Origin of the sequence: Blastococcus sp. TF02A-30, from assembly GCF_003319185.1 — a bacterium.
GTDB lineage: Bacteria > Actinomycetota > Actinomycetes > Mycobacteriales > Geodermatophilaceae > Blastococcus.
Map to the genome: position 1 here is coordinate 184,641 of NZ_QOHJ01000001.1, position 15,363 is coordinate 200,003.

A 15,363-nucleotide genomic window follows, 5' to 3' on the forward strand; every position below is an offset into this window, starting at 1 on the left:
ACGCACGATCAGCCGGGGCGCCCGCGGGTGGGGCACACTGGGTGCGATGACCCCGGTGCCCGATCCCGAGTCCGGTCCGCCCGCGCGGCCCGCGACCGGTCGTCGTCGTCCCGATGCCGTGCCGAGGCTCTCGGTCGGGGACCTGGACGACCTCCGGCCCGGCTGGTTGCTCGTCGCCATGCCCTCGCTGACCGACCCCACGTTCGCCGGGACCGTGGTCTACCTCCTCGACCACTCCGACAGCGGCACGCTGGGCGTCGTCCTGGGCAGGCCGAGCCAGGTGCAGATCCGCGACGTGCTGCCCGGCTGGTGCGACCTCGCGATCGACCCCGGGGTGTTCCACGTGGGGGGCCCCTGCGAGACGGACACGGCGCTGTGCCTGGCCCGCTGCACCGTGGACGGGTCGGCCGGCGGGGGGACCTCGGCACCCGACGGGCTGCGGCCGGTGGCGGGCGACATCCACCTCGTCGACCTCGACGCCGATCCGGCGCCGCTCGCCGATCGCGTGGCCGGGCTGCGCGTGTTCGCCGGGTACGCGGGCTGGTCCCCCGGCCAGCTGGCCGGGGAGATCGCCGAGGGCGCGTGGGCGTGCGTGCCCGGGCTGGCCGAGGACGTGCTGAGCGAGACGTCCGGGCCGCAGCTGTGGCGGCAGGTCATGGGTCGCCAGACCGGCCGGCTGGCGGTGCTCTCCACCGCGCCGGCCGATCCGACCGCGAACTGACGGCGCGCCGCACCCGAGGGCTGCCGAAACGGCCGGTTTCTGGTAGGAAGGTGGCCGGGAGGGGGCGGTCTGGGGAAGAGGCCGCCCCCTTCCCCTTTCTCAGAGGCCGAGCGCCGCGCCCAGTTCCGGGTGGTCCGCCGCCTCGATCGTCTCCGCCTCCGCCGGCAGGTCCAGCGAGCGCCGGCCGTGTCCGGCGAGCGTGACCGTCACCTCGACCGGGTCCCCGCCCTCGGCCGGCACCGGCGCCGCGAACTGCACGAGGACGTCGTCGGTCGCCGAGACCGCCACGACCGCGTCCCCCGGCACCGCGTAGAGCGCGGTCAGCCGGCCGTCGACCGAGCGCCGGCCCTGCCACGTGGCGGCGCCGTCGAGGAAGGCCGCCGCGTCGTCGGCCGACCCGGCGGACAGGTTGAGGAGCAGCCCGGCCACCACGTCCAGCAGCGGCGGGGCGGGGTCGTCGGCCGGCAGCAGCGGACGGCGCAGGTAGCCACCGCTGCCCGAGCCGGTCGGGTCGTCGAACCAGACCGCCTCGCGGGTGAACCACACGGTGCGCTCCGGCGCGCTGCCGTCACCGGTCACCACCTGCGCCCGTCCGACGCCGTCGCGGAAGTCGACCGCGCCGGTGAGGGTCAGGACCGCCTCGTCCCCGTAGGGAGCGGTGGCGACGAAGTCCGCGCCGCCCTCGTCGTGGTTGCGGGCCAGCAGGCCGGCCAGCAGGTCGGCCTCCTCCTGGGTGACCGGGTCGCCGGTCGGCCGGGGGCCGTCGTCGGTCGCGCAGCCCGCGACCAGTGCCAGCGCCGTCACCAGGGGCGTCAGCAGGCGGGCCGGGGTGCGCACCGGCGCAGCGTAAGGGCGCACCGACCCGATCCCCGGCCACGACGCGGCAGGGCCCGCACTCCCGGAACGGAAGTGCGGGCCCTGGTCGTGACCTCGGGGGACGAGGTCCTTACCGCTCGATGTCGCCCTTGATGAAGGCCTCGACCGCGTCGCGCGCGGCCGAGTCGTCGTACTGCACGGGCGGGCTCTTCATGAAGTACGAGGACGCCGAGAGGATCGGGCCGCCGATGCCGCGGTCCTTGGCGATCTTCGCGGCGCGGACGGCGTCGATGATGATGCCGGCCGAGTTCGGGGAGTCCCAGACCTCGAGCTTGTACTCCAGGTTCAGCGGGACGTCGCCGAACGCGCGGCCCTCCAGGCGGACGTAGGCCCACTTGCGGTCCGACAGCCACGGCACGTGGTCCGACGGCCCGATGTGCACGTTGTCCTTGCCCATCTCGCGGTCGACCTGGCTGGTGACGGCCTGGGTCTTGGAGATCTTCTTGGACTCCAGGCGCTCCCGCTCGAGCATGTTCTTGAAGTCCATGTTGCCGCCGACGTTGAGCTGCATCGTGCGGTCGAGCTGCACGCCGCGGTCCTCGAACAGCTTGGCCAGCACGCGGTGGGTGATGGTGGCGCCGACCTGGCTCTTGATGTCGTCGCCCACGATCGGCACACCGGCGGCGGTGAACTTGTCCGCCCACTCCTTGGTGCCGGCGATGAAGACGGGGAGGGCGTTGACGAACGCCACGCCCGCGTCGAGGGCGGCCTGCGCGTAGAACTCGGCGGCCTGCTGCGAGCCGACCGGCAGGTAGCAGACGAGGACGTCGGCACCCGAGTCGCGCAGGGCGGCGACGACGTCGACCGGCTCCTCGTCGGACTCCTCGATGGTCTCCCGGTAGTACTTGCCGAGGCCGTCGAGGGTGGTGCCGCGCTGCACGGTCACGCCGAGCGGCGGGACGTCGCAGATCTTGATCGTGTTGTTCTCGCTGGCGACGATGGCCTCGGAGAGGTCGCGGCCGACCTTCTTGGCGTCCACGTCGAACGCGGCGACGAACTCGACGTCGGACACGTGGTACTCGCCGAAGCGGACGTGCATCAGCCCCGGCACCGAAGCGGTCTCGTCCGCGTCGCGGTAGTAGTGCACGCCCTGCACCAGCGAGGTGGCGCAGTTACCGACGCCGACGATGGCGACCTTGACGGACCCCATGGCTCTCCTTCTCCTCGGACCGCGGTGGGTCCTGATCGTGCGGACCGGTCTGGTCCGGTGGTGTCTGCGCGTCCCCGTGCCCGGAGCCGGTGAGCTCGGAATCGATCAGCTCGTCGAGCCAGCGGACCTCGCGGTCGACCGACTCCAGGCCGTGGCGTTGCAGTTCGAGCGTGTAGCGGTCGAGCCGCTCGCGGGTCCGGCTGAGCGACGCGCGCAGGCCCTCCCGCTGGCGTTCGACGGTGCGGCGGCGCCCCTCGAGGATCCGCAGCCGCACGTCGGCGGCCGTGAGCCGGAAGAAGGCCAGGCGGACGCCGAAGAAGCCCCCGTCGTCGTACGCCTCCGGTCCGGTCTGGCTGACCAGCTCGTGGAAGCGCTCCTTGCCCTCCGCGGTGATCGTGTAGACCACCTTCCCGCGCCGGCCGGTGAGCGGCGGAGCGTCCGCCGGCAGCAGCGCGTGCGGATCGGGCTCGTCGGTGGTGATGAGCCCGGCCGCCCGCATCCGCTTGAGCGCGGGGTACAGCGAGCCGTAGGAGATGCTGCGCAGCCCGCCGAGCACCTGCGCGAGCTGCTTGCGCAGCTCGTAGCCGTGCATCGGGGACTGGTGCAGCAGCCCGAGGATGGCGAACTCCAGCATCTCGCCTCCCCCCGGCCCCTGCGGCCGATGTATCGAGACGATACATCGACGTGCACCCTCGGAGGCAAGCACCGGCGTCGCCCCGCCCGGTGTCACACCTCGCAGAACGCCCTCTGGGGCGTGCGGGTGCGTACGCTTGCCGCCGTGCCCGGACGCCGATCCGTCGTGGACTACTCGCTGCAGAGGCGAGCTGTCCTGGCCGACGTGCACTCCGGGCGCACCGGTCTGTTCGAGGTGTGCGACGCCAGCCCGTACCTCTCCCGAGCGGCGAAGTACCACGGCGTGGCGACCGACGTCGCCTGCCCGGTGTGCCGCCGGGAGCGCCTCACGCTCGTGAACTACGTGTACGGGGACCACCTCGGTCCCGTGGCCGGCCAGGCCAAGACCGAGGCCGAGCTCGCTCGGATGGACGCCGCGCAGGAGGAGTTCACCGTGTACTCCGTCGAGGTGTGCCGCGGGTGCGGCTGGAACCACCTCGACTGCTCGTACGTGCTCGGTGCCGAGCCCGTGCCGGGGCGCGCGCCCCGCCGGAACCGGCGCCGCGCGGCCACCGAGTAGCCGCGGTACGGGGGAGACCGGCCGGGCCGGAGGGGACAGCGTGGCGTTGTCCCCCGTGCTCCGCCGCGGGTCTCCCCGCAACCCACAGCTGAAGACGCCACGCTGCGATCGGGGCCGCTCCCGTCGCCGACCACAGTCAGGAAGGGGAACAGCCGCGTGCCTTCCCACGACGAGACCTCACCCGTCGCCCCGCGCGCCGGGTCCGTGCGCCGTCCCGCGCCCGGCCGCACCCGTCCCACGGGCGGTGGCGGCGGCGCCGGGGGTGCCCGCCGTCCGCCCTCGGGCGGAGGTCGGGCCCGCACCACGGCCAGCCGGACCGGGGCGGCCGGGGCCGCGAGCGGCGGTTCCGCCGCCGGGGGCGCGCGCCGTCCCGCCGGGCAGCGGCCCGCCGGCACCAAGGGCAAGCCGGCCCGGACCAAGAAGCAGCGCCGCAACCGCCGGCTGAAGATCGCCGGTGGCGCGATCGCCGGCCTGCTCGTGCTGCTCGGCGTGTTCGTCGGCGTGGTGTACGCCAGCACCGACGTGCCCAGCCCCGACTCGATCACGAACTCCCAGACGACGGTCGTCTACTACGCCGACGGCACCACCGAGATGGCCCGCCTCGGGGACGAGAACCGCACCAACGTCCCGCTGGACCAGGTGAGCGAGGCAGCGCGCAACGCCGTCCTGGCCGCGGAGAACCGCAACTTCTACGAGGACCCGGGCATCTCGGTCACCGGCATCGTGCGGGCCGCCTGGAACAACGTCACCGGGGGCTCGACGCAGGGCGGGTCGACGATCACCCAGCAGTACGTGAAGAACGCGATCCTGCGGAACTCCGAGCAGTCGTTCAGCCGCAAGTTCCAGGAGCTCTTCCTGGCCATCAAGCTGGACAACAACTACTCGAAGGACCAGATCCTCGAGAACTACCTCAACACCATCTACTACGGCCGCAGCGCCTACGGCATCGAGTCGGCGGCCAAGACCTACTTCGGCGTCTCCGCCGCGGAGCTGACCCCCGAGCAGGGGGCAGTCCTCGCCGTCCTCATCCGCAGCCCCGGCAGCTACGACCCGGAGACCAACCCGGAGGGCGCGCAGGACCGCTGGGGCCTGGTGCTCGACGCGATGGTCGACGAGGGCTGGCTGACCCCGGCGGAGCGCGCGGCCGCCGTCTACCCGGCCGTGCTCCCCAAGGTCGCGCCCTCGATGGGCATCCCGTCGGACGCGTCCGGCCTCGTCGTGAACGCCGTCATCCAGGAGCTGCGCGGCAAGGGCTACAGCGACGACCAGATCTTCGGCGGCGGTCTGCGGATCACCACCACGGTGGACAAGGGCTACCAGGACGCCGCGCTGGCCGCGATCACCGACGTGATGGAGGGCGAGCCGGACAACCTGCGCGAGGCGCTCGTGGCGGTCGACCCGAAGACCGGCGCCGTCCGCGCCTACTTCGGCGGCAACGACGGCAACGGCTTCGACTACGCGCAGGCCAAGCGCCAGCCGGGCTCCTCGATGAAGCCCTACGCGCTGGCGACGGCGCTGGAGCAGGGCATCAGCGTGACGGCCCGCCGGGACGGCAGCAACAACAAGACGTTCGAGGACCGCGAGGCACCGGTGGTGAACTCCGGCGGCGCCTCCTGCGGGAACTGCACGCTGATGGAGGCCATGACGCGGTCGCTGAACACGACGTACTACGGCCTGGCCTACGAGGTCGGGGCGGAGAACGTCCGGGAGACCGCGCTGGCGGCCACGGGCATGCCGGACACCTGGAGCGACGGCGCCCCCACCCTGGCGAACGCCAGCGGTGGAACCGGGAGCGCGATCGGCATCGGGGAGTACGAGATGCGCCCGATCGACCAGGCGGTGGGCTTCGCGACGTTCGCCTCCGGAGGCATCCGCCGGGCGCCGTACTTCGTCGCGAAGGTGACCGACAGCGAGGGCGGCGTCCTGCTGGAGAACGCGGGCGACGCCGGCGAGCAGGTCATCGAGTCTCGCGTCGCCAACGATGTGACCTACGCGCTCAAGGACGTCGCGGCGTACTCGAAGCGGGCGCTGGCCGGTGGGCGCGAGGTGGCCAGCAAGACCGGTACCCAGGGCCTCAACCGGCAGGACAACTCCGACGCCTGGATGGTCGGCTACACGCCGTCCCTGTCCACGGCGGTCTGGATGGGCACCGAGGGCCGGGAGCCGATCCGCACCGTCGGCGGCTCGATCATCTACGGCTCGGGGCTTCCCGGCGCGATCTGGCAGCAGTTCATGAACACCGTCCTCGAGGGGACGCCGAAGGAGAACCTGCCCGACGCGCCGCTGATCAAGGGCGACACCGGCGAGGGTCTGCCCGAGCCGACGTCCGAGGCGCCGGTGACCAGCGAGGCCCCGGCCACGTCGTCGGCGCCCACGACGTCGTCGGCCCCCGCGCCCGACCCGAACGCGGACACCGACGGGGACGGCGTGCCCGACGTGCGGGACCCGGCGCCGAACGACCCGAACGTGCCCAACCGCCGTCCGGACCCGAACACGGACACCGACGGGGACGGCGTGCCCGACGTGCGGGACCCGGCACCGAACGACCCGAACATCCCGACGCCGCGGCCGGGTGGGGGTCAGCCCGAGCAGCCCACCGCGCCCGCGGTACCGGGCACCGGCCCCTGACCGCACGGCCCGGCACACTGAGCGGGTGAGCACCTCCACGGACCCCTCCGGAGCTTCTCCGGAGGGGTCCGTGCTCGTTCCACGTGGAACGCCGCCCGCTCCGAACCGCGTGGTGCCCAGCTGGGTCGACCCCGTGGTCGGCCAGGCCAGCGAGGCGGTGGGCGGTCCCTGGGGGCGGCACGGCGTCGTCGGGCGGGCGCTCTTCTGGACGCCGCTGCGGATCTGCCTGCTGTTCGCCACGCTCGTCCTCGCCCTGGCCTGGATCAAGCAGTCCCCGTGCGCGGACGGCGACTGGAGCGGCTCGAAGCAGTACACCCACCTCTGCTACTCCGACGCCGTCCCGCTGTTCGGCTCCTACGGCCTGGACGACGGCGCGCTGCCCTACCTCGACGCGACGGTCGAGTACCCGGTGCTCACCGGCGGGTTGATGGCGCTGGCCGCCGCGCTGGCGCGGGCCTACGACGGCGCCGCCGCGGCCGTCGGCCTGCTGCCCGACGTCCCGCGCGTCTTCAGCTACTACGCGGTGACCTGCCTGCTGCTCGCGGGAGCCGGGCTGCTGCTGGTCCGAGCGGTCCTCGGGCTGGCCGGCCGGCGGCCGTGGGACGCGGCGATGGTGGGGCTCTCGCCGCTGCTGCTGTTCCACGCCTTCACGAACTGGGACCTGCTCGCGGTCACCCTCACCACCTTCGGGATGCTCGCCTGGGCCCGCCGGTGGCCGGTGGCGGCCGGGGTCCTGCTCGGCCTGGGCATCGCGGCGAAGTTCTACCCGCTGCTCCTGCTCGGGGTGCTGTTCGTGCTCTGCCTGCGGGCCGGTCGGCTGGCGGCGTGGGCCCGGACGGCGGCCGCCGCGGCCGTGGCCTGGGCAGCGGTGAACCTCCCCGTGGCGCTGGCGGCGCCGGAGGGCTGGTCGTGGTTCTTCCGCTTCAGCGGTCAGCGGGGCGCCAACCCGGAGTCGATCTGGAACATGCTGATCACCGGCGCCGGGGGCGAGCTGTTCGACGGGCCCCTGGCCGAGGGGCAGTCCCCCGTCGTCCTCAACGCCGTCGTGGCCGTCTGCCTGCTGCTCCTGGCGGCCGGCGTGGCCTGGCTCGCCCTGACCGCGCCCGTCCGGCCGCGGGTCGCCCAGCTCGCCTTCCTCCTGGTGGCCGGGTTCCTGCTGCTCAACAAGGTGTGGAGCCCGCAGTTCTCGCTGTGGCTGCTGCCGCTCGCGGTCCTGGCCCGGCCGCGGTGGCGCTCGCTGCTGCTGTGGCAGGCCACCGAGGTGCTGGTCTGGGTCGTCACGATGCTGCACTACCTCGGGACGGCGAACCGGGGCATCGACGTGGAGTGGTTCTTCCTCGGCGTCGGCCTGCGGGACCTCGCCGTCGTCGTCCTCATGGCACTGGTGGTGCGGGACGTGCTGCGGCCCGACGGCGACGTCGTCCGCACGTCGTGGCCGGGCGTCGACGATCCCGCCGGTGGCGTCCTCGACCGTGCTGACGACGCCGTGACTCTCAGCCGCCCAGGGCCGCGCGGAGCAGGCTGATCTCCTCGGCGTGGCTCGCGGCGTCGCCGGGCGTCTCCAGGATGACGGGGCACCCCGCCGCCCGGGCGACGTCGACCAGCAGCTCGGTCGGGATCTCGCCGTCGGACAGCGGCGCGTGCCGGTCGCGGCTGGAGCCCTGCGGGTCGCGGCTGTTGTTCAGGTGCACGAGGTCGATCCGCCCGGTGCGGGCGCGCACGTCCTCGACCACGGTGGTGAGGTCCCAGCCGGCCGCCCAGGCGTGGCAGGTGTCGAGCACGAAGCCGGCCCCGTGCTCGCCGACGGCGTCGAAGAGCCGGTCGAGCGCGTCGAGGTCGCGGGCCATGGCGTTGCCGCCGCCGGCGGTGTTCTCGATCAGCACCGGGACCGGGAAGCCGCCGTCCTTCTCCTGGTAGGCGAAGGTCTTGCGCCAGTTGTCGACGCCGACCGCCGGGTCGTCCTCGGCCAGCACGTGCCCGCCGTGCACGACCAGGCCCGCGGCGCCGATCGCGGCGGCGGCGGTGGCGTGCGCGGCGAGCAGCTTGCGACCCGGGACGCGGATCCGGTTGTTCGTCGTCGCCACGTTGAGCATGTAGGGCGCGTGCACCACGACCAGCACGTCGGAGGCGCGGAGGTCGGCCTCGTCCGGGCGCGGCTTCGGGTTCTTGTAGCTCTGCGGATCGGTGAGGAAGACCTGCACCGCCGCCGCGTCCATCTCGGCCGCGCGGGCCAGCGGGCCGCCGTCGAGCAGCTCGTTGTCGTCGGTGAGCCCGGGGCCCACGTGTACGCCGATCGGGTGGTTCGCCACGGTCGCCGACCCTAGATCGTCCGCGGTCGCAGGTTTAACCGTAACCGCGCTCACACATCATCGTTCTTGCACGTGACGGGGGTTACCGGGCAGTAGGTCGACACGGAGGTTCACGGACATGGCACACGGTCGGATCCTGAGGACCGCGCGGCGGGGGGTCGCCGCGGCCGTCCTCGGCTGGCTGTCGGTCGCGGCCGCTGCGGTCGTGCTCGCCCCCAGCGCGGCCGCCGCCGCGGAGGTCCCCGTCACCATCCGCGACCTGACGCCCCCGCTGGTCTCCGTCGACGCGGGCGGCACGGTCATCTTCACCAACGGCATCCAGGACAAGACCGTGCAGGTCGGCGGTGGTCTGCTGCCGTCTCTGGTCACCGTCGTGGTGCACACCGACGTGACGCTGAAGCTGCCGTCGGGCAGCTACCCCCTGCAGCCGGGGCAGACGGTGCGCGAGAAGTTCCCGTCGACCTGCCTGACCTGCGCGATCACCTACACCTACCGCACGTCGGTGCCCGACACCTCCATCGTCGGCGGCCTGCTCAACACGGTCACCGGCAACGCGCTGAAGCTCGTGCCGCAGAACCAGCTGGTCACCTACGACAACCGGCAGACCACGGTGAGCATCGGCGTCCCGACGCCGTTCATCGTGAACACGCTGGTGCCGCTGCCGAACCTGCCCAGCGTCAACATCCCGCAGCTGCCGCCGCTGACCGTCCCCGCACCGGGCGGGACCGCCACCCCCGGCGTCCCGGGCGCCCCCGTCGCCCCGAACCCGGGCGCGGAGCAGCCGACGACGGCCCCGGGTGCCGCCCCCGAGGGCGTGCCCGGCTCGCAGTACACCTACGACACCGGCTCCGGCGGCGCGCAGATGGCGCCCGGCGCGGCCGCGGCGGCCGCCGCCTTCGACCCGTCGCGCTTCTCCGCCCCCGGCCGCGGTCTCGCCGGGGCCGGCAGCGGGGGCTCCGGTGGCGTCGCCGGTGGGTACGACGGCGCCTCGGTGCCGGTCTTCGGCCAGCTGGCGGGCCTCGACGGCACCGACCTGGACGAGGAGAGCGCCGAGGTCGACGCGCAGGCGGCGGGCCGGCCGGCCGCCCCGCTCCCGGCAGCCGCGCTGGCCGCGGTGGTGGCGCTGGCCGCGGTCACGGCCGCGCTGGTCCGCACCCACCAGGCTTCGCGCACCGCGCGGAGCACCACCCGGTAGCAGCCCGACCGGCCGTCGCCGTTCCGGGGGACCCTGTGGACAGCGCGGACGGGAGCCCCCGCGATCACTGGTAGCCTTGGCCCGCGCGTTCCGGCTCGCTCTCGAGCTGCCGGGGCGCGCGACGCATGCATGACCCTCCTGCTGCAGATGCCCTGCAGCCGCTGAGACCAGAGGAGGTGGGGTTCTCCGTGCGCAATTACGAACTGATGGTCATCCTCGACCCCGATCTCGAGGAGCGCACCATCGCTCCCTCGCTCGACCGGTTCCTGACCGTGGTCACCAAGTCCGGTGGCACCGTCAAGACCGAGATCTGGGGCCGTCGCCGGATGGCCTACGAGATCAAGAAGCAGGTCGAGGGCATCTACGCCGTCATCGACATCCAGGCCGAGCCCGCCGCCGTCCAGGAGCTGGACCGCCAGCTGAACCTGAACGAGTCGGTGCTGCGCACGAAGCTGATGCGGCCCGAGGTCCACTGACCATGGCCGGCGAGACCGTCATCACCGTCATCGGCAACCTGACTGCCGACCCGGAGCTGCGCTTCACGCCGTCGGGCGCTGCCGTCGCCAACTTCACCGTCGCGTCGACCCCGCGCACCTTCGACCGCCAGTCGCAGGAGTGGAAGGACGGCGAGGCGCTGTTCCTCCGCTGCAACGTGTGGCGCCAGGTGGCCGAGAACGTGGCCGAGTCGCTCACCCGCGGCTCCCGGGTCATCGTCAGCGGCCGGCTCAAGCAGCGCTCCTTCGACACGAAGGAAGGCGAGAAGCGCACCGTCATCGAGCTGGAGGTCGACGAGATCGGCCCCTCGCTCCGGTACGCCACGGCCAAGGTCACCCGCGCCTCGCGCGGTGAGGGCGGCGGCGGCTTCGGAGGCGGCGGCGGTGGCGGCTTCTCCGGTGGCGGCGGCGGTGGCGGCGGTGCGAGCGACCCCTGGTCGACGCCGGCCGGCCCGTCCGACGAGCCTCCTTTCTGATCCTGACTTCCTGAGTTCGCTTACTTTTTCTGGAGAGAGACAGTGGCCAAGCCCCCTGTTCGCAAGCCCAAGAAGAAGGTCTGCCAGTTCTGCAAGGACAAGGCGACCTACATCGACTACAAGGACACGACGCTGCTGCGGAAGTTCATCTCCGACCGCGGCAAGATCCGTGCCCGCCGCGTCAGCGGCAACTGCAGCCAGCACCAGCGGGACGTCGCCACGGCCGTGAAGAACAGCCGTGAGATGGCCCTGCTGCCCTACACCTCGACGGCGCGCTGATCATGAGCACGATGAAGCTGATCCTCACGCAGGAGGTCACCGGTCTCGGGTCCTCCGGCGACACCGTCGAGGTCAAGGGCGGCTACGGCCGCAACTACCTCCTGCCCCGCGGGCTGGCCATCAAGGCCACCCGGGGTGCCGAGAAGCAGGTGGAGTCGCTCCGCCGGGCGCGTGCCACCCGCGAGGTGCGCTCGCTCGAGGAGGCGCAGGCCGTGGCCGGCTCGCTCAAGGGCCTGACCGTCCGCGTCCCGGCCCGCGCCGGTGACGGTGGCCGCCTGTTCGGCCGGGTCACCACCGCCGACGTCGTCGCCGCCGTGACCGCCGCCGGTGGTCCGGAGCTCGACCGTCGCCGGATCGAGCTGCCCAGCAGCATCAAGACCACGGGTCAGCACACCGTCACCGTGCGGGTGCACCCCGAGGTCCAGGCCCAGCTGGCCATCGAGGTCGTCGCGGGCTGAACCCCCTGAGGGCCTCCAGGGCCCTCGCTCGTCCCCGAGGGGCGTCGGACTCCGGTCCGGCGCCCCTCGCGGCGTCTCAGGGGGCTGGCGGGCAGGTCACGGCACGGGCCGGTCCGCGCCCCGCCCGCCGCGGTTCCTGCCGGCTGGGCGGGAGCCGGTCCGTCGTGCCCCCGGCCGGCGGCTCGGGACTCGTCCGTCACGCCGACACCACACGTGCCACACCCGGAAAAAACTTCCGCAGAAGTTTTCCTCCACAGCCGGGGGACGGCGTTCGTGCAGGTGGCGGGGGGGTGTCGGCTCGGGGACCACACGATGTCCCCGGCTGTCTCCACATGTCGACACGCCTCCGTCCACCGACTTGTCCACATGTTGTGCAGATCGAGGTGTTGGACGACGGCCCTCCGGGTTCCTAACGTCCTCCTCAGCTGCCGCCGGGCGCGAATCTGTCAGTGCCCGGCGCTAGCTTCGACCCGAACACCTGTTCGGTCCGGCGCGCTGCCGAACTCCCGTCTTCCCCGCGGTGAGCGGTCATGCGTGCGCGCCCGCAAGGAGAGGGAGGTACCCCCGTGGCGTTGGCCGACGAGTTCAGCCGGCCGTCCCCGACGGCGCCGGAGTACGACCGGCAGCCGCCGCAGGACGTGCAGGCGGAGCAGTCGGTGCTCGGCGGCATGCTGCTGAGCAAGGACGCGATCGCCGACGTGGTCGAGGTGCTGGCGGGGCCGGACTTCTACCGCCCGGCGCACCAGGTCATCTACGACTGCATCCTCGACCTGTACGGCAGGGGTGAGCCGGCCGACGCGATCACCGTCGCCGCCGAGCTCAACCGCACCGACCAGCTGTCGAAGATGGGCGGCGCGGTCTACCTGCACACGCTGATCCAGTCCACGCCCACCGCGGCCAACGCCGGCTACTACGCGGCGATCGTCGCGGAGCAGGCGGTGCTGCGGCGGCTGGTCGAGGCCGGCACCCGCGTGGTGCAGCTGGGCTACGGCGCGGCCGGTGGGCGGGGCGACGTCGACGACATCGTCGACCGCGCCCAGCAGGAAATCTACGACGTCACCGAGAAGCGCATGAGCGAGGACTACTCGCGCCTCGAGGACGTCCTGCAGCCGACCATGGACGAGCTGGACGCCATCGCCTCGCGCGGTGGGGTCAGCCGCGGCGTGCCCACCGGCATCCGCGACCTCGACGAGCTCACCAACGGCCTGCAGGCGGGCCAGATGGTGGTCATCGCGGCGCGTCCCGGTGTCGGCAAGAGCACGCTGGGGCTCGACATCGCGCGCTCGGCGACGGTGAAGCACCACCTGCCGGCCGTCATCTTCTCGCTCGAGATGAGCAAGCACGAGATCACGATGCGTCTGCTGTCGGCCGAGGCGAAGGTGCCGCTGCACCACATGCGCGCCGGCACGCTGAGCGACGAGGACTGGTCGAAGCTGGCCCGCCGGATGGGCGAGATCGCCGACGCGCCGCTCTACATCGACGACTCCCCCAACATGACGATGATGGAGATCCGGGCGAAGGCGCGGCGGCTCAAGCAGCGCAACGACCTCAAGCTCGTGGTCATCGACTACCTCCAGCTGATGACCTCCGGCAAGAAGGTCGAGAGCCGCCAGCAGGAGGTCTCGGAGTTCTCCCGTGCGCTCAAGCTGCTCGCCAAGGAGCTCGAGGTCCCGGTCATCGCGATGTCGCAGCTCAACCGCGGGTCCGAGCAGCGTCAGGACAAGAAGCCGATGCTCTCCGACCTCCGCGAGTCCGGCTCGATCGAGCAGGACGCCGACATGGTCATGATGATCCACCGCGAGGACATGTACGAGAAGGAGTCCCCGCGAGCCGGCGAGGCCGACATCATGCTGGTCAAGCACCGCAACGGCCCGACCGCCAACGTGACCGTCGCCTTCCAGGGCCACTACAGCCGCTTCGTGGACATGGCGAACTAGCGAGCTGACCCGGCCCGGCACCCGTGTAGGACGACAGTGCTGAGGTCGATTGCGACACGAATTGTCACCGGGAAGTGACACCTGAGCGTCACCACATGCGACGCTCAGGTGTCACCGGGCCCTGTGGAAAGACGACATGGGGTGTCACCGTCTGAGCGACGTCTTCTCTGAAGGCGCCCCTCGCCTCGGGACAGGGCACCGACGAAGTGGCGGATCGCGGGGTCTCGCCCCCCAGTGGTGCGCCGTCATGGCCGGGTCGGAGGAGCACAGTTGCCCAACCTCTATGCGGAGAAGGGCGGCGGAGACGACGAACCCTTCATTGCTACGTTCCTGCTCGTCCTTCCTGAGCCGCTGCCCATCGCGCATGGGAGTACGTGGACGAGACAGACGGAGGACCGGGAACCGCTCCTCGATGGGGTCGAAGTCCGACCGCTCGAACACCTAAGGCGAATAGAACCTGTAGACGAGGACGCTGAGGGATACAACTTCGTCTCGGTTCGCTTCTGGCAAGTTCCGGACGACCAAGAAGATGTTCCCGTGTTCCTCCACCGGACCCGGCTCGCTGGCCGCGTTGCCCATTCGCTCAATCCCGAGGCTGTACGTGACCCGGAGGGCATCGCCGAGGCCTGGCCGAACGACCACAAGCCCTACCAAACCGTCGTCGAGGCCACGACCTTCGTTGCTGGGTCGGCGGACCTTGAGGGGACAGCGACCCGTGCCGACCCCCTGACCCGGTGTATTGAGGTGGTGACCGATTTTCACCGGGCTTACCGCGTTGCAACGAGAAGTCACGTGCCGGAACTGACCTACGAGCGTCTCCACCCAGCAGTCCTGTGGTTCCGCCGCCCTGTCGACGCGGAGGGGGCCGCTCCGGAGCCCGCAGGGCTGCTGATGCTGGAGAACCGGAACTTCGCCATGCCCGAGATGACCCCGCTGGGCGACGGTGTGCTCTGGCAGATTGCCCAGTACAACGCCCGGGGTGCAGCGGGTGACCCCTTCGCCGCCTATGCCGAGCGGAGGCTGGAAGCGGAGATTGAGGTGTGGACGAACGGTCGTCCACGAGAGGGCGTTGTCCAGTGTGGAATCGCGGCCGAGGTGTTGTTGGGGGCCCTTCTCGGCATGGCCATGTGGGAAGAGCATCTGTCAGGGGCGCTGACGGTTGAAGAGGCAGCGGACGTGCTGTCCCTCGACGTAACGCCTCGAATCAAGAGCCAGTATGAGAAGCGGTTCGGTGGCAAGTGGAGGTTCACAGAGAACCCAATCAGGCGGTGGCACACCGACATCGCGGAGCCACGAAACCGGGCGGTGCACGCGGGCGTGAAGCCGGGGGACGACCAAGCGACGGCGGCATTGGAGGCCCTGTTGGCATTGGAACGCTACGTCGGCGACCGGCTTGCGGCTTCGTGGAAGACGTATCCCCGGACCGCGTGGCTCTTCTTGGGGAGTGCAGGCTTTCGTAAGCGTGGAAAGAAGAAATTGCAGGCAGTGGAGGCTTGGATCGCGAGCCAAGGTTCCAACAACTTCGCGGCTTGGGTCCGCGACTATCAAGGGTGGCGGCGGGAGGTCGACGCGCTTGTGTCAAGACGCCGTCGTGCCTAGGGCAGGCATGCCCGTGAGGAGACTGGGTTGGCGGCGTTGATCGGTGCGC

15 protein-coding genes are annotated in these 15,363 nt (G+C 71.6%); 11 read left to right on the top strand and 4 right to left on the bottom strand.

Features of this window, described 5'->3' with window-relative positions; translation table 11 throughout:
• Positions 1–46 precede the first annotated feature (46 nt).
• Positions 47–721, top strand: coding sequence for a YqgE/AlgH family protein (locus DQ241_RS00850; protein WP_113828193.1), 675 nt, complete (start codon positions 47–49; stop codon positions 719–721).
• Positions 722–820: 99 nt separating this feature from the next.
• Here the strand turns inward: DQ241_RS00850 and DQ241_RS20460 are convergent, their stop codons facing one another.
• The 3 genes from DQ241_RS20460 to DQ241_RS00865 all read right to left on the bottom strand — a co-directional run bounded on the left by DQ241_RS20460 (position 821) and on the right by DQ241_RS00865 (position 3,381).
• A complete protein-coding gene (locus DQ241_RS20460; protein ID WP_158545846.1) occupies positions 821–1,558 on the bottom strand; it encodes a hypothetical protein in 738 nt (245 codons plus the stop codon).
• A gap of 109 nt (positions 1,559–1,667) precedes the next feature.
• Positions 1,668–2,747, bottom strand: a complete 1,080-nt coding sequence (locus DQ241_RS00860; RefSeq protein ID WP_113828195.1) for an inositol-3-phosphate synthase — start codon at positions 2,745–2,747, stop codon at positions 1,668–1,670.
• Positions 2,710–3,381 (bottom strand): PadR family transcriptional regulator, encoded by a 672-nt coding sequence (locus tag DQ241_RS00865; protein WP_233492128.1) that lies wholly within the window; start codon positions 3,379–3,381, stop codon positions 2,710–2,712. The genes DQ241_RS00860 and DQ241_RS00865 overlap by 38 nt, the downstream gene beginning before the upstream one ends.
• Positions 3,382–3,525: 144 nt before the next feature.
• Between DQ241_RS00865 and DQ241_RS00870 the strand changes: the two genes are divergently transcribed.
• The 3 genes from DQ241_RS00870 (at position 3,526) to DQ241_RS00880 (ending at position 8,092) form a co-directional block, all read left to right on the top strand.
• Positions 3,526–3,939 (top strand): DUF5318 family protein, encoded by a 414-nt coding sequence (locus tag DQ241_RS00870; RefSeq protein WP_199583951.1) that lies wholly within the window; start codon positions 3,526–3,528, stop codon positions 3,937–3,939.
• 156 nt (positions 3,940–4,095) lie between these two features.
• Positions 4,096–6,567, top strand: a complete 2,472-nt coding sequence (locus DQ241_RS00875) for a transglycosylase domain-containing protein (protein ID WP_113828199.1) — start codon at positions 4,096–4,098, stop codon at positions 6,565–6,567.
• A 112-nt stretch (positions 6,568–6,679) separates the two neighbouring features.
• On the top strand, positions 6,680–8,092 hold the full coding sequence (locus DQ241_RS00880; RefSeq protein ID WP_233492129.1) for a glycosyltransferase family 87 protein: 1,413 nt from the start codon (positions 6,680–6,682) through the stop codon (positions 8,090–8,092).
• On the opposite strand, the gene DQ241_RS00885 is transcribed toward DQ241_RS00880, so the two are convergent.
• Positions 8,061–8,876, bottom strand: coding sequence for a deoxyribonuclease IV (locus DQ241_RS00885; protein ID WP_113828203.1), 816 nt, complete (start codon positions 8,874–8,876; stop codon positions 8,061–8,063). The two genes, DQ241_RS00880 and DQ241_RS00885, sit on opposite strands and share 32 nt — an antisense overlap.
• Positions 8,877–8,994: 118 nt before the next feature.
• Between DQ241_RS00885 and DQ241_RS00890 the strand changes: the two genes are divergently transcribed.
• From DQ241_RS00890 to DQ241_RS00920, 7 genes are all read left to right on the top strand, one after another.
• A complete protein-coding gene (locus DQ241_RS00890) occupies positions 8,995–10,071 on the top strand; it encodes a hypothetical protein (RefSeq protein ID WP_113828205.1) in 1,077 nt (358 codons plus the stop codon).
• Positions 10,072–10,259: 188 nt separating this feature from the next.
• Positions 10,260–10,547 (top strand): 30S ribosomal protein S6, encoded by a 288-nt coding sequence (gene rpsF / locus DQ241_RS00895; RefSeq protein ID WP_113828878.1) that lies wholly within the window; start codon positions 10,260–10,262, stop codon positions 10,545–10,547.
• A gap of 2 nt (positions 10,548–10,549) precedes the next feature.
• Complete coding sequence (locus DQ241_RS00900) at positions 10,550–11,041, top strand: single-stranded DNA-binding protein (protein WP_113828207.1); 492 nt, start codon at positions 10,550–10,552, stop codon at positions 11,039–11,041.
• A 42-nt stretch (positions 11,042–11,083) separates the two neighbouring features.
• On the top strand, positions 11,084–11,320 hold the full coding sequence (gene rpsR / locus DQ241_RS00905) for a 30S ribosomal protein S18 (RefSeq protein ID WP_012951016.1): 237 nt from the start codon (positions 11,084–11,086) through the stop codon (positions 11,318–11,320).
• An 11-nt stretch (positions 11,321–11,331) separates the two neighbouring features.
• Positions 11,332–11,778, top strand: coding sequence for a 50S ribosomal protein L9 (gene rplI, locus DQ241_RS00910; protein WP_113828879.1), 447 nt, complete (start codon positions 11,332–11,334; stop codon positions 11,776–11,778).
• Between the two features lie 566 nt (positions 11,779–12,344).
• A complete protein-coding gene (gene dnaB / locus DQ241_RS00915; protein ID WP_199583952.1) occupies positions 12,345–13,715 on the top strand; it encodes a replicative DNA helicase in 1,371 nt (456 codons plus the stop codon).
• 270 nt (positions 13,716–13,985) lie between these two features.
• The gene (locus tag DQ241_RS00920) at positions 13,986–15,314 is read left to right on the top strand and encodes a hypothetical protein (protein ID WP_113828211.1); all 1,329 of its coding nucleotides are present in this window, start codon (positions 13,986–13,988) and stop codon (positions 15,312–15,314) included.
• Positions 15,315–15,363: the final 49 nt, after the last annotated feature.